General features: G+C 39.7%; 23 protein-coding genes, 9 tRNA genes and 1 pseudogene. 12 read left to right on the top strand and 21 right to left on the bottom strand.

What is annotated here, in order from left to right; all coding sequences use genetic code 11:
• Positions 1 to 39: 39 nt before the first annotated feature.
• Positions 40 to 336 (bottom strand): family 1 glycosylhydrolase, encoded by a 297-nt coding sequence (locus AC5WOE_RS11880; RefSeq protein ID WP_496052679.1) that lies wholly within the window; start codon positions 334 to 336, stop codon positions 40 to 42.
• A 180-nt stretch (positions 337 to 516) separates the two neighbouring features.
• Between AC5WOE_RS11880 and AC5WOE_RS11875 the strand changes: the two are divergent.
• Positions 517 to 645 (top strand): annotated as a pseudogene (locus tag AC5WOE_RS11875) (hypothetical protein); the annotation flags it as partial.
• Between the two features lie 101 nt (positions 646 to 746).
• Here AC5WOE_RS11875 and AC5WOE_RS11870 read toward each other — a convergent pair.
• Entirely contained in the window at positions 747 to 1706 is a 960-nt protein-coding gene (locus tag AC5WOE_RS11870) for a helix-turn-helix transcriptional regulator (protein ID WP_496050394.1), read from the bottom strand.
• 114 nt (positions 1707 to 1820) lie between these two features.
• Here AC5WOE_RS11870 and AC5WOE_RS11865 point away from each other — a divergent pair, with 114 nt between their 5' ends.
• Together AC5WOE_RS11865 and AC5WOE_RS11860 are read left to right on the top strand one after the other, a co-directional pair.
• Positions 1821 to 2720 (top strand): alpha/beta fold hydrolase, encoded by a 900-nt coding sequence (locus AC5WOE_RS11865; protein WP_496050393.1) that lies wholly within the window; start codon positions 1821 to 1823, stop codon positions 2718 to 2720.
• Between the two features lies 1 nt (position 2721).
• On the top strand, positions 2722 to 3234 hold the full coding sequence (locus AC5WOE_RS11860; protein ID WP_496050392.1) for a dihydrofolate reductase family protein: 513 nt from the start codon (positions 2722 to 2724) through the stop codon (positions 3232 to 3234).
• 200 nt (positions 3235 to 3434) lie between these two features.
• Here the strand turns inward: AC5WOE_RS11860 and AC5WOE_RS11855 are convergent, their stop codons facing one another.
• Positions 3435 to 4571 carry an MFS transporter gene (locus AC5WOE_RS11855; protein WP_496052663.1) on the bottom strand — a complete coding sequence of 379 codons (1137 nt, stop codon included), beginning with the start codon at positions 4569 to 4571 and terminating at the stop codon, positions 3435 to 3437.
• A gap of 293 nt (positions 4572 to 4864) precedes the next feature.
• Between AC5WOE_RS11855 and AC5WOE_RS11850 the strand changes: the two genes are divergently transcribed.
• Entirely contained in the window at positions 4865 to 5107 is a 243-nt protein-coding gene (locus tag AC5WOE_RS11850; protein ID WP_496050390.1) for an alpha/beta fold hydrolase, read from the top strand.
• Positions 5022 to 5255, top strand: a complete 234-nt coding sequence (locus tag AC5WOE_RS11845) for an alpha/beta fold hydrolase (RefSeq protein WP_496050389.1) — start codon at positions 5022 to 5024, stop codon at positions 5253 to 5255. Before AC5WOE_RS11850 ends, AC5WOE_RS11845 begins: the two co-directional genes overlap by 86 nt.
• A gap of 105 nt (positions 5256 to 5360) precedes the next feature.
• On the opposite strand, the gene AC5WOE_RS11840 is transcribed toward AC5WOE_RS11845, so the two are convergent.
• The gene (locus AC5WOE_RS11840) at positions 5361 to 6119 is read right to left on the bottom strand and encodes an SDR family oxidoreductase (RefSeq protein WP_496050388.1); all 759 of its coding nucleotides are present in this window, start codon (positions 6117 to 6119) and stop codon (positions 5361 to 5363) included.
• A 188-nt stretch (positions 6120 to 6307) separates the two neighbouring features.
• Here AC5WOE_RS11840 and AC5WOE_RS11835 point away from each other — a divergent pair, with 188 nt between their 5' ends.
• The gene (locus tag AC5WOE_RS11835; protein WP_496050387.1) at positions 6308 to 6889 is read left to right on the top strand and encodes a TetR/AcrR family transcriptional regulator; all 582 of its coding nucleotides are present in this window, start codon (positions 6308 to 6310) and stop codon (positions 6887 to 6889) included.
• Between the two features lie 51 nt (positions 6890 to 6940).
• Here the strand turns inward: AC5WOE_RS11835 and glmS are convergent, their stop codons facing one another.
• From glmS to cdaA, 4 genes are all read right to left on the bottom strand, one after another.
• Entirely contained in the window at positions 6941 to 8767 is a 1827-nt protein-coding gene (glmS, locus tag AC5WOE_RS11830) for a glutamine--fructose-6-phosphate transaminase (isomerizing) (protein ID WP_496052662.1), read from the bottom strand.
• Positions 8768 to 9131: 364 nt separating this feature from the next.
• Complete coding sequence (gene glmM / locus AC5WOE_RS11825; protein ID WP_496050385.1) at positions 9132 to 10475, bottom strand: phosphoglucosamine mutase; 1344 nt, start codon at positions 10473 to 10475, stop codon at positions 9132 to 9134.
• A gap of 56 nt (positions 10476 to 10531) precedes the next feature.
• A complete protein-coding gene (locus AC5WOE_RS11820) occupies positions 10532 to 11503 on the bottom strand; it encodes a CdaR family protein (RefSeq protein ID WP_496052661.1) in 972 nt (323 codons plus the stop codon).
• Positions 11496 to 12299 (bottom strand): diadenylate cyclase CdaA, encoded by an 804-nt coding sequence (gene cdaA, locus AC5WOE_RS11815; protein ID WP_496052660.1) that lies wholly within the window; start codon positions 12297 to 12299, stop codon positions 11496 to 11498. The genes AC5WOE_RS11820 and cdaA overlap by 8 nt, the downstream gene beginning before the upstream one ends.
• A 183-nt stretch (positions 12300 to 12482) precedes the next feature.
• Between cdaA and AC5WOE_RS11810 the strand changes: the two genes are divergently transcribed.
• Positions 12483 to 12824, top strand: a complete 342-nt coding sequence (locus AC5WOE_RS11810) for a hypothetical protein (protein ID WP_496050382.1) — start codon at positions 12483 to 12485, stop codon at positions 12822 to 12824.
• 245 nt (positions 12825 to 13069) lie between these two features.
• On the opposite strand, the gene rocF is transcribed toward AC5WOE_RS11810, so the two are convergent.
• The 10 genes from rocF to AC5WOE_RS11760 all read right to left on the bottom strand — a co-directional run bounded on the left by rocF (position 13070) and on the right by AC5WOE_RS11760 (position 15058).
• Entirely contained in the window at positions 13070 to 13975 is a 906-nt protein-coding gene (gene rocF, locus AC5WOE_RS11805; RefSeq protein WP_496050381.1) for an arginase, read from the bottom strand.
• Positions 13976 to 14261: 286 nt separating this feature from the next.
• Positions 14262 to 14335: transfer RNA gene (locus AC5WOE_RS11800), tRNA-Gly, on the bottom strand.
• A gap of 5 nt (positions 14336 to 14340) precedes the next feature.
• Positions 14341 to 14415, bottom strand: a tRNA-Gly gene (locus AC5WOE_RS11795).
• A 35-nt stretch (positions 14416 to 14450) separates the two neighbouring features.
• Positions 14451 to 14526, bottom strand: a tRNA-Lys gene (locus tag AC5WOE_RS11790).
• 13 nt (positions 14527 to 14539) lie between these two features.
• Positions 14540 to 14614, bottom strand: a tRNA-Gln gene (locus tag AC5WOE_RS11785).
• Between the two features lie 23 nt (positions 14615 to 14637).
• Positions 14638 to 14722: transfer RNA gene (locus AC5WOE_RS11780), tRNA-Tyr, on the bottom strand.
• A gap of 6 nt (positions 14723 to 14728) precedes the next feature.
• Positions 14729 to 14804, bottom strand: a tRNA-Val gene (locus AC5WOE_RS11775).
• An 11-nt stretch (positions 14805 to 14815) separates the two neighbouring features.
• Positions 14816 to 14892 (bottom strand) — tRNA-Glu (locus tag AC5WOE_RS11770).
• A 13-nt stretch (positions 14893 to 14905) separates the two neighbouring features.
• Positions 14906 to 14981, bottom strand: a tRNA-Thr gene (locus tag AC5WOE_RS11765).
• A gap of 1 nt (position 14982) precedes the next feature.
• A tRNA-Asn gene (locus tag AC5WOE_RS11760) sits at positions 14983 to 15058 on the bottom strand.
• Between the two features lie 729 nt (positions 15059 to 15787).
• Between AC5WOE_RS11760 and AC5WOE_RS11755 the strand changes: the two genes are divergently transcribed.
• Genes AC5WOE_RS11755 through AC5WOE_RS11740 form a run of 4 tightly spaced genes read left to right on the top strand, consistent with a single transcriptional unit; the run spans position 15788 to position 19108 of the window.
• A complete protein-coding gene (locus AC5WOE_RS11755) occupies positions 15788 to 16219 on the top strand; it encodes a MarR family winged helix-turn-helix transcriptional regulator (RefSeq protein WP_496050380.1) in 432 nt (143 codons plus the stop codon).
• A gap of 4 nt (positions 16220 to 16223) precedes the next feature.
• Complete coding sequence (locus tag AC5WOE_RS11750; RefSeq protein WP_496052659.1) at positions 16224 to 16841, top strand: HlyD family secretion protein; 618 nt, start codon at positions 16224 to 16226, stop codon at positions 16839 to 16841.
• An 11-nt stretch (positions 16842 to 16852) separates the two neighbouring features.
• On the top strand, positions 16853 to 17485 hold the full coding sequence (locus AC5WOE_RS11745; protein WP_496050378.1) for an HlyD family secretion protein: 633 nt from the start codon (positions 16853 to 16855) through the stop codon (positions 17483 to 17485).
• A gap of 15 nt (positions 17486 to 17500) precedes the next feature.
• Positions 17501 to 19108: a DHA2 family efflux MFS transporter permease subunit gene (locus AC5WOE_RS11740; protein WP_496050377.1), complete on the top strand. Its 1608-nt coding sequence runs from the start codon at positions 17501 to 17503 to the stop codon at positions 19106 to 19108.
• Positions 19109 to 19246: 138 nt separating this feature from the next.
• Here the strand turns inward: AC5WOE_RS11740 and AC5WOE_RS11735 are convergent, their stop codons facing one another.
• On the bottom strand, positions 19247 to 20467 hold the full coding sequence (locus AC5WOE_RS11735) for an MFS transporter (RefSeq protein WP_496052658.1): 1221 nt from the start codon (positions 20465 to 20467) through the stop codon (positions 19247 to 19249).
• Between the two features lie 314 nt (positions 20468 to 20781).
• Between AC5WOE_RS11735 and AC5WOE_RS11730 the strand changes: the two genes are divergently transcribed.
• Positions 20782 to 21255, top strand: a complete 474-nt coding sequence (locus tag AC5WOE_RS11730; RefSeq protein WP_496050375.1) for a CcdC protein domain-containing protein — start codon at positions 20782 to 20784, stop codon at positions 21253 to 21255.
• Positions 21256 to 21284: 29 nt separating this feature from the next.
• Here the strand turns inward: AC5WOE_RS11730 and AC5WOE_RS11725 are convergent, their stop codons facing one another.
• Both AC5WOE_RS11725 and AC5WOE_RS11720 read right to left on the bottom strand, forming a co-directional pair.
• Positions 21285 to 21599, bottom strand: a complete 315-nt coding sequence (locus AC5WOE_RS11725) for a thioredoxin family protein (protein WP_496050374.1) — start codon at positions 21597 to 21599, stop codon at positions 21285 to 21287.
• Positions 21600 to 21611: 12 nt separating this feature from the next.
• The gene (locus AC5WOE_RS11720; RefSeq protein ID WP_496050373.1) at positions 21612 to 23303 is read right to left on the bottom strand and encodes a tetratricopeptide repeat protein; all 1692 of its coding nucleotides are present in this window, start codon (positions 23301 to 23303) and stop codon (positions 21612 to 21614) included.
• Positions 23304 to 23406 lie beyond the last annotated feature (103 nt).

Genomic DNA, 23406 nt, shown 5'->3' with positions numbered 1-23406 from the left:
ATCAGAAATTGCATTTTTCACTTGTTCGATGTGTTTCCGTTAATCAATCCGATAATCATCATGAATTTCGCCATTTTCATCTAGTTTATCATAAGCCACAATCCCATTTTCCGTGATCATGATTGGAACTTGGTATCGATCATAATACATATTTAGTGTGGTTCTTAATCCAATCGGATCAACGGACCAACCCCAGTCACTCGCTGGTAGTAATGGATTAATGTAGAATGAATTTTCCTTTTTTACACTTTCTGCATCTGGTATACGGGTGTAATAAAAAGAAAAAGTAAGGAAATCAGCTGTATTTTTAAGATCCTCTTCATCTTGTTCTTCAATTTGAATATCAAATCCATGATCTTCAAAAAATCAAAATACATACCCTGGATAAAATCCTCTGAGTAAGACATCCGCAAAGAAATACTCCATTTGATTGCGTCTCATGGTCGCAAATACATCTTCTGGTTTTGGCGTTGCATGATGAGATATTCCATCACATAACATCATCCCAAAACTGGCATAAGTATTATCAGCAATGATACACCTGTTCAATGGGGAGCAGAAAAAGTACAGATCATCGCGATGATTGCCGTCCAAAAGCAGGAAGAAAAGTTATTTACCAATGTCTTCGAGAGTTTTATCAGTGTTCTATCGGAATGGGATAATGTCAAAGAGCTGACCAAAGCAAACGATTATAACAGCTTTATGTACAAAATGGCTCAACTAATGGGAAAACAGCCGTTCTCGATTCATTGGCTGTTTCCTTTGTACTGGCTCATGATTTTTACTAGTATTTTCCTCATCTCATCAACTAATTCTACTGGTTTTTGTACCATAGCATCTGTTCCTAATCCAATAAATACTTTTGCTAAAAATAGTGTATCTCGTTTATGAATTTTAGCTTCTAACCATCCAGTTCCATCTTCCCTCACATTTACTGGAAAACGGCTCCCGATGTCAGCTTCACATCGCTGAACACCTTCTGAATTCAACTCTACATACATATCTAGGGGAGCATTATTCCCTTTTCTCATCGACATACGATTACCAAGATGAACATCTTTCAGATCAATTGGATTTGTCTCGGAAAATTGGATATCAGCGGTGATTTTATCACAGCGAAACAGTCGGATATCTTTTCGCATAAAACAATATGCGGGACAATACCATAGACCGCTGCTAGCATATACACCGATCGGTTGAATTTCTCGAATAGATTGCTCTGACTTGGATTTATATTCTATTTTAATCACTCGTTGCTCGACAGCTGCTTTTAATAAAATCGACAAATAAGGAGATTTTGTCTGACGAATAGGAATAACAAAATCGAATCGGTTTTTCATCTGATCAATTCGGTCCCGAACGTCCCCTGTCATATAAAAATAAAACTTTTTCAAAGCTGAAGCAGTTTCTTCTTCAAAAGGTAACGAAGAATAGTGCCTCAAGGCATGACTCGCAAAGAACATAGCAACTGCTTCTTCCTCTGTAAACGCAATAGGTGGCAATACACGCTCATTCAACACTTGATATCCACCATGCGGGCCGACTTCTGAATACAAAGGAACCCCCAATCCGCTTAAATCCTGCAAATCCCGTAATATCGTTCGCTTAGATACACCAAATTCATCAGCCAATTCTCTTACTGTAAATTTCCGCTTTCGATTTACTGTCATCATCAATTCAATCAGACGTTGAGATTTATTGGACATTTGTTTTTATTCCTTTTTTCATTTTCTTTTTAACTACGACAAGTTTTGTCACCATCATAGTCTAAGATAAAATCAAGTTCAACATAAGAAAATGATTTCGAGGAGGAAAACAAAATGAAACGACCTTTTCAAGTAGATAAATCAGAATACCCATTTGAAGATAAATGGATGGAATACAAAGATGGACATATTCATTATATTGACGAAGGTACAGGTCCAACGATCCTTTTACTACATGGAAATCCAACATGGTCTTATTTATATAGGAATGTGATTAAGGAACTCCGACAGGATTATCGGCTTGTTGCATTGGATTACCCTGGATTGGGAATGTCCAAGGCTCCAAGCAGCTACAACTATACACCACAAGAACATGCAGAAGCTCTTAACCAATTTATAGAACAGCTGCAACTAAAAGATTTTGTGATCGTTGTCCAAGATTGGGGTGGACCAATTGGAATGAGTTATGCCGTTAACCACCCGGAAAATATAAGCGGAATTGTTTTGATGAATACTTGGGCTTGGCCGGCAGCACTTCCAGCTATGAAACTTTTCTCACTTGCAATGGGCGGCTGGCCGCTTGGATATTGGCTGCAAACGAGAAAAAACTTTTTTGCAAAAACAATTGTTCCGGGTGGCATTCACCATAAGGAGAAAATTACAGAAACACTCAAAAAAGCATATACTGATCCTTTTCCTACTCCAGCATCCAGGAAGCCCACATGGGTATTTCCTAGAAGCATTCGTAAGGCACATAAATGGTTAGCGGAGACTGAGTCAAAACTATCCAGTTTGAGCCATGTTCCAACACAAATTCTTTGGGGAACCAAAGATAGTGCAGGATTTCCGCTTAGCGAAATGGAAAAATGGCAAAAATACTTACCAAACAATCAAACTGAAATTTTAGAAGATGCATCTCACTATGTTCAAGAAGATCGCCCTGATCGGATTGCAGCAGCGATTCGATATGTAGCAACCACAAAAAAATTTAAAAAAATAAGAGGAGTTATTTAACATGAAAACAATCTTATGGGCAACTTTATCTGCAAATGGAAACTATGCACAATCAGGTCCAGAAAATCCACCAAAAAAAGAAGCACTTGAAGACTTTGCCACTCATGCAAAAACTGCTGGGAACTTTATCGTCGGTCGAAAAACATTTGAAGGAATGCTAGCCAGCGGAGGCGGGGGAGAAGATTTTGCAAATTTAGACATAGTAGTAATTTCTCGCAGTAACAAAGAAATACCAGGTGTCACTATTGTTTCGTCTCCACAAGAAGCACTACAGTTTCTAAACGAAAAAGGGCATCACACTGCACTTCTCTCTGGTGGAGCTGATCTGCACAATAGTTTTCTTACCGAAAATCTAGTGGATGAAATTATCTTTAATATTGCCCCAGTGCTCGAAGGAAAAGGGTTGAATCTGTTAATAAATAAAACCGAGTATACATTTAAACCTATCGAATTGGTTGATGTTAAATCACTTGGAAATGGAGTTGTACATTTGCATTATAAGATTCAAAAATAAAAGCGTGTGTGCTAAACAACATTGGCGACTAGCTCGCTGTATTCACAAACCCAGCTGTTTTAGTACACAGCTGGGTTATTTTATTTGGAAAATTGGCTAACTGAATCAGCAAATAGCGATAAACAATAAAAGCCCGGATGGTCATTCCACATCCTTTGCAGGTTGCAGAATGACCATCCATCTAAAGGATATAGATCCCCTTACCCATCCTTTTTCCAAGCGGCAGAAGTTCGGAATGTCCACTCAAACAGCGGCAGAGAGATCAACATGAGCCCAGCAAGTGAAAGGTACATCACATCTGAACCCATCTGCTCTCGAATCCAGCCGAAACAGTTTACACCGACAATCCCCCCGATTCCATAGATCAAAACGGAGGTAGAAGCAGCTCGTCCCTTTTGATCAGTCAGTTTAAAGGTCTTTTCACCCAAAATCTGATTGAACACAGTGCTGTACGTAATTCCGATGATCAAAGAAGCAATGGTCAAAACGATGACGTTCGACCAGTTGAGCATCAGCATCGCACCAGCCATCGCAATGATAGCAATACGAATGAAGTTCCGCTCACTGAGATGCTGCTTGAACAAGAAAGCAAGCAGCCAGCCAGAGATACTTGCGCCAATGTAGATGACAGTCCTGACCAGCGAACCATTTCGCACACCAAGATCAATGACGATATAGGTGATCAACACATTTACAGAGACCGCAATCCCAATTACAGGGAAAGTCAATCGAAAAACTTCCTTGTCCGGAAGAATAGACGCGTGCTCTGGTACATGGTTGGACTGTTCCGACAACAGCAAGCAAATGATCGCTACTGCTGCTGCACTCGGACCAAGACAATACCATACTTCGCGATACTCACTCACGAGCACAGAACCAGTCAGTACCCCGAAGATCGAGACCTGTGTCCCAATCGATTTGAGTTTACCTACTCCTGACATCTTTTTCTCGCCTTCAGGGAGTAGGCCACGAAGCTGGGTATCATTGGCGATCCACAAGATCCCACAGAGAAAGAAGCGCAAGATCTGCCATGACAAGGCATACCAACCATCTGCCACCGCAACTCCAATTCCAGCGATCAGCATGAAAAGGAGAGAGCACAACTGAACTGCTTTGGTGCCGAATCGGTCTACGAGGACACCTACTAGTGCATAACCGATAAAGCTAGTGACAGTGACTAGAGTGGCGACAAGTGTGATGACAGAAGCTTGCCCTTGGAGCTTCATCCATAAGGTATAACTGCTCCCATAGACATCGATGTTGAGCATAATCGCACACTCCACTGCGACTGCGAGCAGAGTCTGCCGATTCCAGATTTCTTTATCTGGTTGCCACATTGGATTTCCTTTCTTCGAGTCGAAGGTCTATTCCTCACTATAATAAAATATCGAATTTATAAAATTGTCAAATTAATATTTTTGGAGACTTCTTATTCTTGTCGTTACACTATCTTTTTTTTCATCATTATTGAAACCGATCAATACCATAAGAAATACAACATTGATGCAATACTGATAGGAAAGTATCTTTATATTGTAATCAAAAAGAAGTTGAACTCTTTTAAATAAGATGAAGACGTTTCTGAAGAATGTGAGTAAAAGTGTCAGTAATAACTAAGGAGGAATAGAAAATGCCATATTTTAAATCAATAGATCAGACAAAACTTTTTTATCGAGAATGGGGAGAAGGGAAACCAGTCATTTTTATTTCAGGGTGGTCATTGAGTTCTACTATGTGGAATTACCAAATGATCGATCTAAGCAGCAAAGGGATACGTTGTATTGCTTATGATCGTCGTGGACATGAGCGTTCAGATGATCCAGGGAGTTGCGAAAATAGACGTCCCAACTTTAATCATTCACGGCGACAGTGATGAGTCCATGCCAATTGAATATTGTGGGGCAATATCAGCACAATTGATACCCAATAATAAATTTATTGTATATGAGAATGCTCCTCATGGTCTATATATCACACACCGAGATCGATTCAACAAAGATTTACTAGAGTTTATTAAATAATTACGCAAAATCCGCTAGATAATATACAAAACATTCAATAAATAAATCAACAGAGATCATCTGAGAACTCAGATGATCTCCTCTATTTTATCAAAATTGTTTATCTTAATAAGCAGACCAGCCTGCATCTGCCGTAATAACTGTACCATTTACAAAACTAGAATCGTCAGAGCCAAGAAATAATGCAACTTTTGCAATCTCTTCTGGTTTTCCTGTCCTCGGGTTAATTGCCATACCGAGTTGTTGGCGAGAAATTCCAAATTCATTGATGTTTGTCATAGATGACATGATGTTCGTTTCGACTCCACCGGGAGCGATCGCGTTACAGCGAATGCCTTGTTCCGCATACATAAAAGCAGTGTTTTTTGTCAAACCAACTACTGCATGTTTGGATGCAGTATATGCTGCACCTGCACGGGCCCCATACAATCCCCCAGCTGAAGCAATGTTAACGATTACACCACTTTGCTTTTCTAAGAAAATAGGCAGAAGTTTTCGAGTGGAACGCATGACACTCTTTGTATTGATAGCAAAAATGCGATCCCATTTATCATCTTCTACATCACCAATAGGCTCAAAGTTGTCCATTATGCCTGCATTATTCACCAATATATCTACTGTCCCATATTTCTCTGCTGTAGTATCGATTAAAGTTTGTATATCTGCTTCTTCAGCCACATTTGTTTTAATCGCAAAAGCAATACCTCCAGTAGCTTCAATCTCCTCCACTGTTGCTCTAGCACCGTCCAAATTCAAGTCCGATACGGCAACTTTTGCTCCTTCTTTGGCATACAAAATAGCAATCTGTTTCCCCATACCTGAAGCTGCACCGGTTACGATTGCGACTTTATCTGTTAATTTCATGATAAATTCCTCCAATTGTCCAATAAAATCAGAATTTTAATGAACAGATGTTTATTAATTTCTATAAAAAGTATAATACTCTTATGTAAAACATTTCAATCAGCAAAGACCAAGTGTTCTGTCGCCTAATCACTAATACCATACATAGTTGTTTGTTAACTTTAGAAAATCAACATGGGAGGCTGTAAATGACTAACATTGAAAAAAAGTTAGATCGAAGAATAATAAAATCTAAAACTGCATTAAAAAATTCCTTGCTTCTTTTAATGAAAAGCAAGGAATTCAAAGAGATTACAATTACCGATATCGTCCAGGGAGCAGACCTTAATCGCGGCACGTTCTATAAGCATTATCAATTTAAAGAAGAGCTGTTAGACGAAGTCGTCCATGATGTTATCAAAGATTTAATTGCATCCTATCTAGAACCATATGAAAAGGCAGAAACATTCGTCTTAAAAGATTTAACTGCTTCTGCTATTACGATCTTTCATCATGTTGAAAAGTATGCCAATTTTTATGTACTTGTTGTTAAAACAAACATTTTATCAAGCTTTCACAATCGAATTATAAATGAATTAAAGCAGCTAGTATTACAAGATTTATCCAAACATGTGGCATATGTTTCTGACTTAGACGAGGAATTGTATGCAAGTTATCAAGCTAATGCCATATTGGGAATGATCATTGAGTGGATCAATCAAGGGTTTAAATATAGTGCTACTTATATGGCTGAACAGTTATTAAAAATCATTCATCTAAAAAACCTATAAATTAAATAGAACGGCATGAAAATTTCATACCGTTCCTTAAAAAATATTTTATTACTCTACGGTTACACTTTTTGCTAGATTACGTGGTTTATCAACATCATATCCACGCTCCACACAAGCATAGTAAGCGAGAAGCTGTAGTGGTACTACTGCTAACACAGGAGCGAACAGATCGTGGATAGCAGGAATGTACATTACTTCATCGGCAGATTTTAAGAGTTCCTTATCCCCTTGGGAAGCCAATCCGAGTACATGTGCACCACGGGCTTTTACTTCTTGGATATTGCTGACCATTTTTTCAAACAAAGCATGTTGAGTAGCAAGTGCAATAACCGGAATACCTTCTTCGATCAAAGCTAGTGTTCCATGTTTTAATTCACCAGCTGCGTATGCTTCGGAATGGATATAGGAAATCTCTTTTAATTTGAGTGATCCTTCTAATGCTACTGCATAATCCATCCCACGACCTAAGAAGAATAGGTGTTCATGGTGAACAATTGATTTGGTAAAGGCAGCAATCTTATCTGCTTGTTCTAATACCTCTTCTGTTTTTTCAGGTAAGGACTGAATTTCTTCAAGCAGAGTACCAAATGATGCAACTGCGCTTGTTTCCAACAATTGTGCCAGATACATTCCTAACAGATAAATAGCGATCAATTGAGAAGTATAAGCTTTCGTCGATGCCACTGCGATTTCTGGGCCTGCCCAAGTGATAATAACATCATCAGCTTCACGAGAAACACTGCTGCCTACCACGTTGGTGATAGCTAAAACACGAGCACCATGTCTTTTCGCTTCTCTTAATGCAGCCAATGTGTCTGCGGTCTCTCCCGATTGGCTGACCACAACAACCAATGTATGCTCATCAATGATCGGATTGCGATATCGATATTCAGAAGCAACATCAATTTCAACTGGGATACGGGTTAACTGTTCTAAAACAGTTTTCCCTACTAACCCTGCATGATAAGCCGTACCACATGCAACGAAATGTATTTTATTGATCTGTTTTACACTTTCTGCTGTCAATCCAACTTCTTGGGAAAGGTCAACCAATCCATTTTTAATCCGTCCAGCTAAAGTATCGCGAATTGCCTTTGGTTGTTCGTAGATTTCTTTTAGCATGAAATGGTCGAATCCGCCTTTTTCAGCTGTTTCCATATCCCAAGTTACGCGCAAAACATCACGCTTAACAGGTGTACCCTCTGTGGTCATCAATTCCACACCGTTTTCATCCAAAACAGCCATTTCTCCATCTTCAAGGATATATACATCACGGGTATGTTTCAAAATAGCTGGGATATCAGAAGCGATAAAGTTTTCACCTTCACCAATGCCTACTACTAGAGGGCTGGCCAAACGTACAGCAACTAGTTTATCAGGCTCATAGTTACTGATAATTCCAAGAGCATATGCACCTCGAAGGCGTGCAACTACTTTTTTCACCGTCGAAACAAGATTTCCATCGTACATTTCCGATAACAACTTAGCAATCACTTCTGTGTCCGTTTCAGAAGTGAATGTATGACCTTTGCTGATGAGCTCTTCTTTCAACTCAATGTAATTTTCAATAATACCGTTATGAACAACAGCAAACTGTTCTTCTCCATCAACATGTGGATGAGAATTTGCATCGGATGGTTTACCATGTGTAGCCCATCGGGTGTGACCAATTCCTAGTTGGCCAGTTAATGTTTTCTCATCAAGATGTCCAGCCAAATCAGCCAACCGGCCTTTTGTCTTTTTTACTCCGATCGTATTTCCATTATAAATAGCTACCCCAGCGGAGTCATATCCACGATACTCCAGCTTTTCTAGACCTTCCAATAGTACATTTTGAGCTTGTTTCAAACCAATATATCCTACGATTCCACACATATGCAATCCTCCATCAATAATCAAATTTTCAAGGTACAGTATCCTTCTTCTCTTCGTCTTCCCTCTATTTTTGCTCAGCTGGTCACCCAATTGAATTGTATAGAGAGTCGTCGGTGTAGACGAAACACCGGGAGGCATCCGCCGATAAAAATCGATAAACCTCCTCCTCGTCAACTGCAACGCTTGCAGTCCTGGCGCTTAACGGCATATTAAAAATACATATCTCCTAATGCTCCAAGCATCACCCCTTATTCAAAAGATGGATAAACTATTTAGAATCCACTACACTATCCTATTCAAATTACACGTAAAAGTAAAGAGTTAAGGAAGAAAAAGCCAAGTTCAACCAAGAACCTGGCCGGATTTATTTACCCATTTCACGTTGAATTACATCTGCAATCTTTTGTACATACTGTTTCACTACCTCTTGATCTGGCCCTTCTGCCATGACACGAATCAGAGGTTCTGTACCGGAAGGACGAACGAGAACCCGACCATTTTCCTTTAATTGACCTTCCACTTCATGGATTGCAGTTTGGATTGCTTCGTTTTGTTCCCAGCCTTCTTTGCTCTTTACTTCTACATTTTTCAACAACTGAGGATATGTTGTTACACGAGCACTCAGATCAGACAAACGCGCTCCTGTTTCTTTCATCACTCGCAATAGCTGAATTGCAGAAAGCAGTCCATCTCCTGTTGTATTATAGTTGAGAAAAATAATATGACCGGATTGCTCACCACCAAGGTTGTAGCCTCCAGAAAGCATTCGCTCTAACACATATCGATCTCCCACTTTGGTTTTTTCTGTGAGCAGACCTGCATTTTCGGCAGCTTTAAAAAAGCCAATGTTACTCATAACAGTTGTCACAATGGTATCTTGATTTAATTGACCATGTTCTTTGAGGTATTGTCCGCAAATAAAGAGAATCTTATCCCCATCGAGCAATTCACCATTCTCATCTGCCGCAATTAATCGATCTGCATCCCCATCAAAAGCCAAACCGATATGAGCACCTTTTGCAATAACTTCTTGTTGCAACGATTCTGGGTGAGTGGACCCGCAATCAACATTGATATTTTTTCCATCAGGAGTACTATGAATAGTAGTTACGTCCGCTCCGAGTTCACGAAGCAATTGTGGAGCTAGTTGGTATGCAGCTCCATTTGCTCCATCGACCACTACATGAATACCGCATAAATCGATATCAATAGTCGATTTTAAATGGTTTAAATAATGTTGATAAGATTTAGAATCATCTACTACACGTCCGATGTTATCGGCTATTGGTCTTTGCAATGCATCTTCATCTTCATTGAGCAACTGCTCAATTTGATTTTCTATATGATCTGCTAACTTTTGGCCATTAGCATTGAAAAATTTTATTCCATTATCCGGGAAAGGGTTATGAGAAGCTGAGATCATTACACCTGCATCCGCTTCCAATTGTTTGGTTAAAAAAGCAACCCCAGGCGTACTGATAATACCTAATCGAACTACATCAACCCCAACTGAAGTGATACCTGCAATCAATGCGGCTTCTAACATTTCTCCAGAAAGCCTGGTATCTCTTCCGATTACCATTTTAGCATTTTGTTTTTGTTTGGTAAGCACATAAGCTCCAAAACGCCCTAAACGGAAAACTAGTTCTGGTGTTAATTCTAAGTTAGCTACTCCCCGAACACCGTCGGTTCCAAAATATTTGCCCATGTTATTCCTCCATCATCAAAGAAACAAAAAATAACCAATTCGATCATGTTCTACCTTTAAGAAGGTGTCCGACTCATTTTAACATAAATCTCTATCCTATTGGGGGACACTTTTTCGACTGGCGTAACAACCTTTACATCTTGTTTTATCGTTGTATCTTCTGTAACTTGTGACAAGTCGATTGCTCCTGCGGGATATGATTGTAGTGTTTTCAATTTTTCAACTGGTCCATAAACCCTTATCTTTAGAGGATTTGTTGTTATCGATTCGACTTTATACCCTTCTGGCGGCGGCTTACTCACTGTTATTTGAAGAGGGATATCCCGATAGCCATATTCCACTTGTGGCTGAGGAGACGGTGAGACTACAGGTAATTTTTCAATGGGTATTGTTACTTTGGCATGAATTGGTTCAACTTTCACATTTGGCTTTTTCGCCGTTTTGCTATGCACAGATAATGAAATATCCCGGTTCGTCGTTTGTCGTAATCCATTGACATTTACTAAAGCAGTGAGTTCAGTGATCTTTTCCACTTCCTGCCGAATTCCAGAAACACTCACATAAGTTGGAGTATATGTAAGAGACAACAACTTATAACCATCTGCCACTGCTCCCCTTGTAATGATCGTAATAGGGAAGGTTTTGGTAACTTTTTCTGCTATTTCAACCGATATTGTACTGGGATTTGGCTGAACTTGCACATTGGCTGGCAGACCTTCAACGGAAACTGGTAGAGCTAAATATTTACCTGCTGATAACTTCGTTAAATCAACAAAAACACGATATGACGGCAAACGATTAATCGTGTTTTTGTCCCCAGTGAACACAAGATCTACTTTATGCTTCTCGCTCAAAAGTTGGTACTTTTTTGTATTGTACCGATATTCAACTTTAATTCCTCTTACAGTAGTAGAACTGCGATTAACAGAAATAGGGAGGGTTGGCTCCGATACCATAAACCACAAAATAGCAGCAAGAATGAGCGAAATAACCCGAAGCACCCATTCCCGTTGAAACCATCTAGCCATTTTGGACACTCCTCTCTTTACCCAACTTTGCTGACTTCTGTTTTAATAGTTGGAAGAGATGAGATAAAAATGCCTCATTGGATAAATTAGTTTCCAACACCCCATTTTGAGCAATGGATACTGCGCTAGTTTCTTCGGAAACAACAATGACAATCGCGTCAGACATCTCTGACATACCTAATCCCGCACGATGCCGTGTTCCTAAGGACTTGGATATTCTCGTACTTTCACTCAACGGCAAAAAGCATCCCGCAGCTGTTATCTTGGATTCTTGAATGATAATAGCTCCATCATGAAGAGGAGTATTTGTAGCGAAGATCGTTCGGATAAGTTCGGAGCTGACATCTGCATTTAAGGTAACACCAGTACGTATATAATCATATAATCCTGTTCTTTGTTCTATTATGATCAGTGCTCCTACGTTATTGGAAGACAGATATTGTACCGCCTTTGCGATTTCCCCTACTAATTGGTTTACTTCTTCTTCCCGAATTACTCGATGACGACTAAAAAATCCCCCCCTGCCGATTTGCTCAAGTGCACGGCGTACCTCAGGTTGGAAAATGACAATAATCGCTATAACACCAACGGAAAAAAGATTTTCAATCAACCACGTAACAGTACGAAGCTCAAAGTAACGGCTGATGATCCAAAGCAAGACAACAACACTAATTCCTTTAACGAGTTGGACGGCTCTTGTCCCTCTGAGCAATAACAACAGCTGGTAAAATATGAAACTGACAATAAGGATATCAACTAGATCACTCAGATACTCTTTAACATCGCTGGTTAACATGGATGGGCCTCCAAGAAGTTACTTGTACCCTTAGTATGCACTATTTTAAAAAAAGAAGTTAGTTTTCATGTCGTTAGAAATCTAATATAGCAAAAGGCCTAATATTTTTTTAGTTGTAATTATTCTGATTAATACTTATAATTGAGTTTGACCACCCCTCTTGTCCTTGGAGGACATATGAACATGGCAGATCTGAAGGCGCTTGGCGAGAAGGTAGAGGCACAGGCCTCCCGGATCGAGAAGGCGCTGGAGGAGCAGGAGCGAGCTCAGAAGCGCGAGAAAGTGGAACGGAGCATCAAGTGGTCTGCGGATGCCTGTGAAAGGCTCATGGCTGAAGCGGAAAAGTTCCGCGAGATCGGGCACCTTACGTCGGCCGAGTCTTCCTCTAAGAGGGCTCAGTCCACCATCATGGTCGCGATCGCGCTCCAGGAACTTCTGGAAGCGGGCACTTTCCTGAAGGAGGGTACGTCCGACTTTTCCGAAGAGGCGGACTCCCTCCTCCTCGAGCTTGAGAGGCTTCTCTAGCTCCATCGTTCAACCTGAGGGAAAGGGGCACCGCTTTGAGTTCTTCTGGACTCAAAGCGGTGCCCCGACTGATTGAGATTACGATAATAAATTACTTTGAAACTCAGTTTTAAAAAATCAAGTACAAAACCTACTACGTAATATTCCCCAATTCCTTTTCATGAAAAAATCCATCACCAAATTATGTTTTCACTTGAATTATTAATATAAAATGGTTGATCCTTTAACAGTTGGTATTTCACAAACTAGAGAATTTTCTTCCCAAATAAAGAACTGATAAGAGCAACTGCTACTTTTGCGGTAATATTTTCTCGATCGAGTATTGGATTTACCTCCACAAATTCAGCAGAAGTAATTAACCCAGACTCCGACATCATCTCCAAGGCAAGGTGACTCTCGCGATAGGTGATCCCACCAGGCACAGGAGTACCAACTCCAGGAGCATCACTTGGATCTAATCCATCTAAATCAAAACTCAGATGTACTCCATCTGTATTTTTCCCTACTATAGATAAGGCTTCTTCTATTACTCTTGTCATGCCTAAACGATCGATTTCATGCATCGTAAACACTTTTAATCCCATTTCCCGGGCAATAGCTTGTTCTCCTTTATCCAGCTCACGAACACCGATGAGGACTACATTTTCAGGTTTTACTTTTGGCGTATATCCTCCTATATGAACCAAATCAGGATGACCAACACCAAGACTCGCTGCTAATGGCATACCATGGATATTTCCAGAAGGTGATGTTTCTCCTGTATTTAAATCCCCATGTGCATCGTACCAAATTAGCCCAAGATTATGATAATGTTTTGCTACCCCAGCAACCGTTCCGAGCGCCATGCTATGATCTCCACCGAGAACAAGTGGAAAGCGCTTTCTTTTGATCACATCAGATACAACGTTTGCTAAAGATTCACTTACGTCACATACCGCCGATAAAAATTTTAAATGATTATCTCCAATATCTATCGATTCTGGACTAGGCACTTGAACATCACCAAGGTCCTCTACATCAAACCCTAAAGCTTTCAAAGTTGTTTGTAGTTGAGCGTAACGTATTGCACTTGGCCCCATATCTACACCGCGTCTACCTTGGCCTAAGTCCATCGGCATACCTATCACGCTTATTGGATTCTGTTTGCTCATAGGTTTAACCCTCTTTCTGATTCTGATAAGCGCATTGTATCATTTTTTAATACAATTTGTAAAATTTTAATATTTATTCTAGAAAATGTATATTTATGATCACCGATTACTTTCACGGATTACTTTTCCCGAAAAAGATAAAAACATAGCTAAAAAAATCTCAAGCTATAAAACACTATTTCTTCTTGAACCCCCACTACTTTTGTTGTCATTCCACGAAATCGATTTAAAGCATTTCAAATTAGCCAAATTAAAAAAAGATACCTATTAAGGTATCTCTTGTTTATGGAGCGGGTGAAGGGAATCGAACCCTCACATTCGGCTTGGAAGGCCGATGTTCTACCATTGAACTACACCCGCATATATGGAGCGGAAGACGGGATTCGAACCCGCGACCCTCGCCTTGGCAAGGCGATGCTCTACCACTGAGCCACTTCCGCAATATATATTTAATACTATGATCAAAGGTTATAAATGGTGAGCCATGAAGGACTCGAACCTTCGACCCTCTGATTAAAAGTCAGATGCTCTACCAACTGAGCTAATGGCTCTCAAGATGAAAAATGGCTAGGGAGGAAGGATTCGAACCTTCGGTACACGGTACCAAAAACCGATGCCTTACCACTTGGCTACTCCCTAAAAGTGGATTTTACATATGTAAGTGGTGGAGGGAGTAGGATTCGAACCTACGAAGTCGAAGACAGCGGATTTACAGTCCGCCCCAGTTGGCCACTTTGGTATCCCTCCGTAAAATGGTGGGCGCTGACGGGATCGAACCGCCGACCCCATGCTTGTAAGGCATGTGCTCTCCCAGCTGAGCTAAGCGCCCGTATGAAACTATGGTGACCCGTAGGGGATTCGAACCCCTGCATGCCAGCGTGAAAGGCTGGTGTGTTGAACCGCTTCACCAACGGGCCGAGACAATGTTTGTGGAGCTCTCTACCAGGCTCGAACTGGTGACCTCTTCCTTACCATGGAAGCGCTCTGCCGACTGAGCTAAGAGAGCATGGCTCCCAAAGCAGGACTCGAACCTGCAACCTACCGGTTAACAGCCGGTTGCTCTGCCAATTGAGCTATTTGGGAATAGTCTTTCATTTCGACAAATTGTATTCTAGCAAGAACACTTATGTATTGTCAAGTTATTTAACAATAATTTCAAATCATTATTTTCTAGCGTTTTATCGCTTTTGGCGACAAGGATTAATATACCACAGGTAGTATACCATTGCAAGGATTTTTTTATCAAAAAGAAGATGAATTTTTCTTACCCCAACTGTAACAGCAGATCTAATCTGTTGTTATGATTCATTTTCGTAAACATAATTGTAGTTGTTATTACCTATAAGAAACAACTAGGAATATCTATCATATTTAATTGCCTTTTCATTACCTGAATACTTTAGAAATGAATGGATTTATCTAACAAACTACTATTCTCCAAGAAAATAGATAAAAATCGATTCAACATTTTTCATTTCTATTCTGTCAACAAAAATTCACATTCGAGCAAAGTCCTTATAAAATCATGCTTTTGATATTTAGTTCTAAAGAAATCAACTAACATATTTTCCATCCCCTTACTGGAAAAGAAAGACACGATCATAAGTAATATTTACCTTGAAAAAGAAGCGAAAGAGTTGGGAAAAGTAAAATCGTGAAATGTATATATCTCTCACTGTGATTTCTTTTTTTACACTTTACAGCATATAAAAGTAATTTTCATTTGACATTTCTCCTATTGATATTTCGTATCCGAAATAATATAATACAAAATGTTAACGGGGTGAAATATTAATGTGAGGTGATATTCGATTGACGGATGATGAAGTACTAGAATTTGTTAGTGCCATGCGTTATTGCGTGAAAAGATCTTTTCACATCCTGCATGAGCATTTCAAAAAGTACAACCTGACTATTCCGCAAGGGCAGGTTTTAAGAGTGCTTAATCAAAAAGGCCCCATGTCCCTAGTGGAAATCAGCAAAGAATTGGATTCAAAGCCCAGCTCCATGAGTGGACTGATTGACCGTTTAGTGAAAGCGGGTATGGTGACCCGAAAACGAGATGAAGAGGACCGCCGAGTGGTTTGGATCGCATTAAGCGATAAAAGCAAGCAAATATTCGCTAATTTCCCATTTACACAAGCACAGTATTATCGGACTTATTTAGAAAAACTTTCAGAAGAAGAATTTACTCAGCTCTCCGTTAATCTACAGAAGCTTGTGAGGATTTTAGAGGAAGGATAAGCCTATGAAACAATGGTTAACCACGTTTGTCGTAATTATCGTGGTCTTGGGGATAGCCGTTTTTGGATATCAATATGTCACAGATGCACAGACGTATGTTTCTACCGACGATGCAACTTTAGAAGCCGATATGTACTCTATTGATGCAATGCATACAGGGGTTTTAACTGATTGGAAGATTAAAGAAGGAGATAAGGTAAAAGAAGGAGACATAGTAGGGAAAGTCCAAAATAAATCTCTTACTTCCAAAGTAAATGCAACTGTTGTAAAAACGAGTGTTTATACCAATCAAAATGTTTTTCAAGGTCAAACACTAGCCAAAATGGCAAACCTAGATGAAACATACGTATTAGCCTATATTGATGAAGATCAGATTAGTAAAGTAAAAACCGGCAAAGATGTCAAAGTCACGATAGAGTCCCTATCAGATGAACCCTATAACGGAAAAGTAATACAGATTGGATCGGGCGCAGGTGGAGTGTACGAATCAAGCTCAAGCTCTACTTCTTCTTCAAGTTCTGAAAAAGAAGTACAACGTGTCCCTGTAAAAATTTCCGTCAACAATTTACCTATTGACCGCTTGACTCTAGGAGTCCACGCAGAAGTTAAAATAGAAAGATAAGGTGATAAAGAATGAAAGCTGGAAGACTGATTGCAATTAATACTGTTGTATTCTTGATTGTAATAGCAGTTGGAATCGTAGGTATCAACTACTATCGTAATACTACTGAGTATATATCCACTGATAATGCCAAAGTTTCTGGGGATATGGTACCCGTTACTGTTGTCAGTTCTGGTAAAATAACGGATTGGACCGCAGCCGTTGGACAGCAAGTAACCGAAGACGAAGAAATTGGTAAAGTTACCAGCACAAGTACTGCATCTATCACTTCTCCTATCGCAGGTTCAATTGTCCAAAGCAAAGGAATTAAAGGAGAAACAGTAGCAGCCGGTCAGACTTTAGCTCAAGTAGTAGATCTCAACAAATTGTATGTCATTGCTAATATTGAAGAAACAGAAATCAAGAATGTAAGTGTAGGTCAAGATGTAGACGTAGTGGTAGATGTTGACAAAGGCACTACTATTGATGGAAAAGTAAAAGAAATTGGGAAAGCAACGAACTCCGAGTTCTCTTTGTTACCATCTCAAAATGCAAGTGGTGACTACACCAAAGAAGTAGAATATGTACCAGTAAAAATTGAACTGGAAAGTTATTCTGATCAAGTTGTTCCAGGAATGAATGCAACTGTAAACATACATCGCTAAAGGATGTGAACCAATATGACAGATTCATCGAATCGTACTATCCGTTCACAGATTCCTTTGCTTGCGATTATTATGCTAGGAATGTTTATATCCGTCTTAAACCAGACATTGTTAAATGTAGCAATACCACATTTGATCACCGAATTTAATGTAACAGCGACCGATGCAGAATGGTTATTGACTGGATATATGCTCGTGAACGGGATTTTGATTCCTCTATCTGCATTTCTGATAGAACGTTTTGGAATTCGTAATTTATTTTTCATAGCTATGATCTTTTTTACTGGCGGATCATTTGTTTGTGGTCTAGCTCCTACTTTTTCGATACTCTTAATAGGTAGATTATTACAAGCTGTTGGCGGCGGGCTTCTCATGCCGCTGAGTATGACCCTTGTCTTATCTATCTTCCCACCTGAAAGCAGAGGAAAAGGGATGGGGATTTTTGGACTTGGTATTATGTTTGCCCCAGCTATCGGACCTACTCTTTCTGGCTGGGTGATGGAACATTATAGTTGGAGATTATTATTTAATGGTATTGCTCCGCTAGGTTTATTGGTCCTAATCCTGTCTATCTTTTTATTGAAAGACTTAGGCGGAACCAACAAAAACCTAAAACTCGATTTTATAGGAACGATTCTATCTACCATTGGTTTTGGAGCATTGCTTTATGGACTAAGTGAAGCGGGAAGTAAAGGCTGGGACGATGTGATCGTCGATGTATCACTTGCAGTTGGAGTGATATGTATTATCTTGTTTGTCATTCAGCAATTGAACTCCAAACGTCCGATGTTAGATTTTCGGATTTTAAAATATCCTGTCTTCACTTTATCCAGTGTCATTAATATGATCACTACCATCGGAATGTATGGCGGTATGTTCCTCGTGCCAATTTATTTGCAAAATTTACGAGGATTCACACCTCTAGAGTCAGGATTGCTCATGCTTCCTGGTGCAATTCTCATGGGGATCTTATCTCCTGTCTCAGGTATCTTATTTGATAAAGTTGGACCTCGTCCCCTTGCTGTTATCGGGATGTTAATCACCCTAGTCACAACTTATGAGTTTACAAACTTAACTTTGGCAACAAGTTATACCTTTATCGTTGTTCTTTATATGGTTCGAATGGTTGGAATGGGTCTTCTGATGATGCCTATCCAAACAGCTGGGATTAACGAATTGCCGCAAGAAAAAAATGCTCACGGTACAGCGTTATCCAATACAACAAGACAAATTGCAGGTTCAGTTGGGATTAGTCTCATCACAACTATCTTTACCAATCGCGCCTCATTTCATCTGGGACTATTGCGAAACTCAGCAAATACCATGGACCCACAGTTTCAGCAATCGTTTATGGATCAAGCAATCCAAATGTCTCAGCAACTTGGTATACCGATTGAACAAGCCCAAGCTTCCATAAGCAATATACTCTATGGGCAAATCAGCCTCCAAAGTTCCATGTCTGGTATACAAGATGCATTTTACTGGACAACTGGCCTTACAGTACTAGCGTTTATACTCAGCTTCTTTTTAACAGATGTTCGCAAAAGGAAGAAACCAGTAGTACCAGCAACTGCACCTAAATTAGAGAAACCAAAAGAGTCTTTAGAACCCGTTACAACTTAATAAAGAAAAGCTGCTGATCAACAAAAATGTCCCTTCACAGAGGGGACACTTTAAACATCAGCAGCTTTTTTTATGCACTGCACTATATACGAGTCGAATCCGTCTGCTGTCAGCAAACGGATTCGAATGAAGGTTTATTTACTTCGACTTACTGGCCAAACGAAGTTTGACGAGCATTCCGAAGATATGGAAAGGAAACAGCATCCACCAAACTCCAGCATAACCCCATTGGGTTACGATTGAACCAGATCCCCAGTGACCAATTGGTGTAGAGAGCTTTGCCGGAAGGTTGTTGATGGCGCTTTGTTTTCCTTTATCTTTCTGCTCCGCCTGATCATACTGATCCTGCATAAAACCAAGCAAAAATGCAGATGTAGACCAGCCATTGAGTACCATAGCAGCGATCATAAGGGGAATAACATGAAAAAAAAACAATGTAATGAAGAGGCTGAGAATATGAATCCCATGTACCACCTGCAATACTTGGAACTTGGTCCACCGCTTGATGATCTTGATCACCAACCATCCGGAGAAAGCGGCAGTAATCGTTTGAATTGTAGTGAGCCAAGCCGACCACATTCCTGGCATGTACAGCGGCAAATAGCGACCATACATGGCATTGGTGAGTGGAATTGCCACTAGAGAACTGTTGAGGAGAAGGAGTTCCCAGTCAACAGATCGGAAGGATTCTTTTGTCTTTTCCCTCCAGTTTTGTTGGGTGGTGTTCTGATCCTTCTCTGCCACTTTTTCTTTATACAGAGGAATATCTTGCTGTTTCAAGACAATCAGCAGAATCACGAGTCCGCAGCAAAGCGGGATGCTTCCCCATGCTACGAGAAACTCTCTATAGAGCAACCAAGCTCCTAGTGGGATTCCCAAGGAAATGACAATAAACTCGCCGGCAAGAGAAACGCTATTTGCTTCCTTGCTTTGATCTTTGGGCACAGTCTCCATAAACTGTACATACAGGCTGTTTGTAATACTTACCATAACGAATTCATGGATCAGACGTACACCAATGAGTATCCAAAATTGTTCTGCCCACACATAGCAGAATGAAAGAAAGCACCAGACTGGCAAAAAGCGAAATACCAGCTTCCGAGGGCCCCAGCGATCTACCAATTTCCCTGTGTAAAAGAGGGTACACAAAGCGATGAGACCTGTAACTCCATAAAAAATCGAGGCATCCTCTGCTAGCCCCTTCTCCATCAACAACCTCGTAAGCGAGTTGTTCATATAGGCATTCCCAGCAGTAAACAGAACAAAAGTGGTCATGGTCGCCATATTTTGTTTATTACACCATGCTAGGTTACGACACCACCATGACTCTGGGTTGAACAGCGGACTTCTTTTTTTCATCTCTCCTCAATCGGGTAGTAACTAGTGTTTGATTTCAATGCTTGATTCCTCTACCTATAAACCCTCAGCTTTCTTGTTTCTGTTTATAGTATTCAAAAAAATCAAAACATATAATGAATGGCAGTGTCAATGGATTTACTGTAATGAGCTAATGTTTTTATAGAATAAACCAACCGTGGATGAAACTTGATAACTATACAAAAATACATTTTTCCAAAAAAAAATTTTAGAATACCCATTGCATTAAGTGTATTAGTTGTTATAATACACTTATAAGAACAATAACAGCAGGAATTAAAAAGGAGCGAAATACAATGTATCAATATGCCATATACGGACTTGTTTTTCTTATCGTGAGTTTAGTCGTTTGGAGAAGAATCAGAAGTGGAACCAAACCTATTAAAGGCAATGGTATAAGAATATTAATTCCTATTCCTATTTTTTTGTTAATGAGTTTTCTCGCTATTTCACAGCAAAAAGGAACAATTCATGTTTGGTATGAGTTAGCGGGAATTATATTTGGATTAGTAATGTCTATACCATTGATACTCACAACGAATTATGAAATGCGTGAAGAAGGACAAATTTTTGCAGTGAGAAATAAAGTTTTCATTTATACTTTTATCGCAATAATCATCATCCGAATTCTTCTCCATCAATACTTGCAAATGTTAGGAACGCAAACAGAAATGATGATATTGCTTGCAGTTGCTTTTGGATATGTGATTCCTTGGAGAGTTGCTTCTTATATCAAGTTTCGCAGATTAAAATACACGATGAGCGCATAAAAAATCCACCACAATGGGTGGATTTTTCTTTATTTCACCGAGTCCAAAAACTCGATTACTTGTTCTTTTGTTTTGGCATATCTACTTGGGAGACGCCCTACTTCTTTTCCTTCTTCAAAAACGATGAAAGTAGGAATTCCTTTCACATTATATTGCTCGGCAACTGCTTGTTCACTGTCTACATCAATCTCAGCAAACTGGAACTCATCAGTAAATGTTTGTGTGATCTCAGGCATATCTGGTGCAATTCGTTTGCAATCTCCACACCAGTCAGCACTAAACTCAACCACTTTTCTTCCTGAGCTCGTAAATTCAGCAAATGTTTTTTCGTTGAGCATGTCCATTATAAATCCCCCTCAAATCTGTTTGAAGTAGTGGTGTAATAGTGGCAATATGAGCTTAGCATTTCTTGCTACAGTAGAAGATGCGACTTTATACTTCTCCGCTACTTGTACTTGAGACAGTGATAAATCATAGTATTTTGCAACTACATATTCAATAGCTGCTGCCATCCCTTCGACTTTGCGAATCATAATTTCGGAAAACTGTCGAAGAAAATCCCAAAGCATCTTTGCATCTTGTTGTTGGGCACTTTCATAAGTATCCATATTTTCGAGTAGACAAGCGAGAACTAGTTGCCACTTTTTCTCTTGGCTGTTCGAAGAATCCTCTAATGCTAACATCTCACCATTATATAATACCTCATATGGAGGTTCTGCATCCATATGACGCAAAGCAAAAAACGCGATCTGCTTTAATTCATCATCTTCCATTGGCTTACGCAAAAAATGGCGCAGCAAAGCCTCAGCTTCTTTATGTTTTATCCAACGCATGAAGGTGAGAACTTGTAACTTTGTCTGACGATCACCATGAGTAAGTGCCCAAGTCAGAGAAGTATGAAGAAGTGAATTTTTTTCATATTCCAATGCTACTTTTTCTACCATCTCTCCTTGATTGATCTTTAGCATATACTCTTCAAAAGGAAGATGATAATGATAGCAAGTCAGGGATGGAATGGAGGTTGGGTCCTTCATCCAAATCTCCATCTGTTCTAAATAAAACTTTGGTATCTCGGAACGCGGATCAAGCCAAGCAGCTCTTCTCCAATACCGATGTGCTACAGAGAGTTTCCCTACATGAACAGCTGCTGTTGCTGCATGGTGATACAGACTTGCCTCAGGCTGTTCATCCACTTTCAAAAGCCAAGAAAACAACTCATATGCTACTTGATGTTCCCCTAGCATCCCCATTGTGACTGCTAATTTATAGGCAGCAGCCGGTTGAACAGGAACTAGGTTTTTCAGCATATCCATGATCCCTCTTGTCATGGTTTCGTTTCCTTCATGTTGACTCAATATTGCTAAATTACATAATGCATGTAAATTGTTCGGGTCTGTCTCCAAAATAGTTGTTACGATCTCACGAGCTTTTTCCAATTGTCCAGTATAAAAATATGCCAAACCAAGATTATGATAGGTCGGAAGATAGTCAGGGTTTTCTTTCGCTAATTCTTCTAACAATTCCGTAGCCTGTAGAAAACGGCCTTCTTCTAAATGCCATTCAGCTTCTTCATGTTTTTCCCGAAATCCAGGCAGAGGAGCAATCAATTGCTTTGGTAATCGTCCCATTTCATAAGCTACCATGTATAACATTTCTTCCGCCTCTTCTGAATATTCACCTTCGGGATCATGTCGTAAATATTCGATAAGGTAGTCTTCTGCCTGTTCAAATGCTTCCATATTTATAGCGTTATTTGCCATATAGTAATAACATTCTGCCATAGATGGATCTACATCTTGCAGGACTGCTTGTAAAATTTCGTTTGCTTCTTGGTAATTACCCAACTCAGCTAAAACTCCAGCTACATTGCAGTAATTAGCTGGATTGTCAGGTTCTTTTTCCATGACAACGCGAAAATACTTTAAAGCTTTATCATATTGATGACGCTCTAGTGATTTAATAGCTCGATCAAAAAAGGTGCTTGCATCCATCTCCAATGAGATGACCTTATGATCTGATTTATGTTTAGGAATAGATATTTTTTTCATAGTTTCCTCCCAACCAGTCAGCAGCCAAAAAATGCCTGATGGTTTGGTACCCCACCAGTATAACATATTTGGAATTGTTTGCTTACATGAATTGGGAATCTTT

The sequence above is a fragment of the Shimazuella sp. NTD248 genome, from assembly GCF_059510395.1.
Note: the sequence above shows the minus strand (reverse complement) of the source record. Positions and strands in the feature narration are given on the sequence as shown.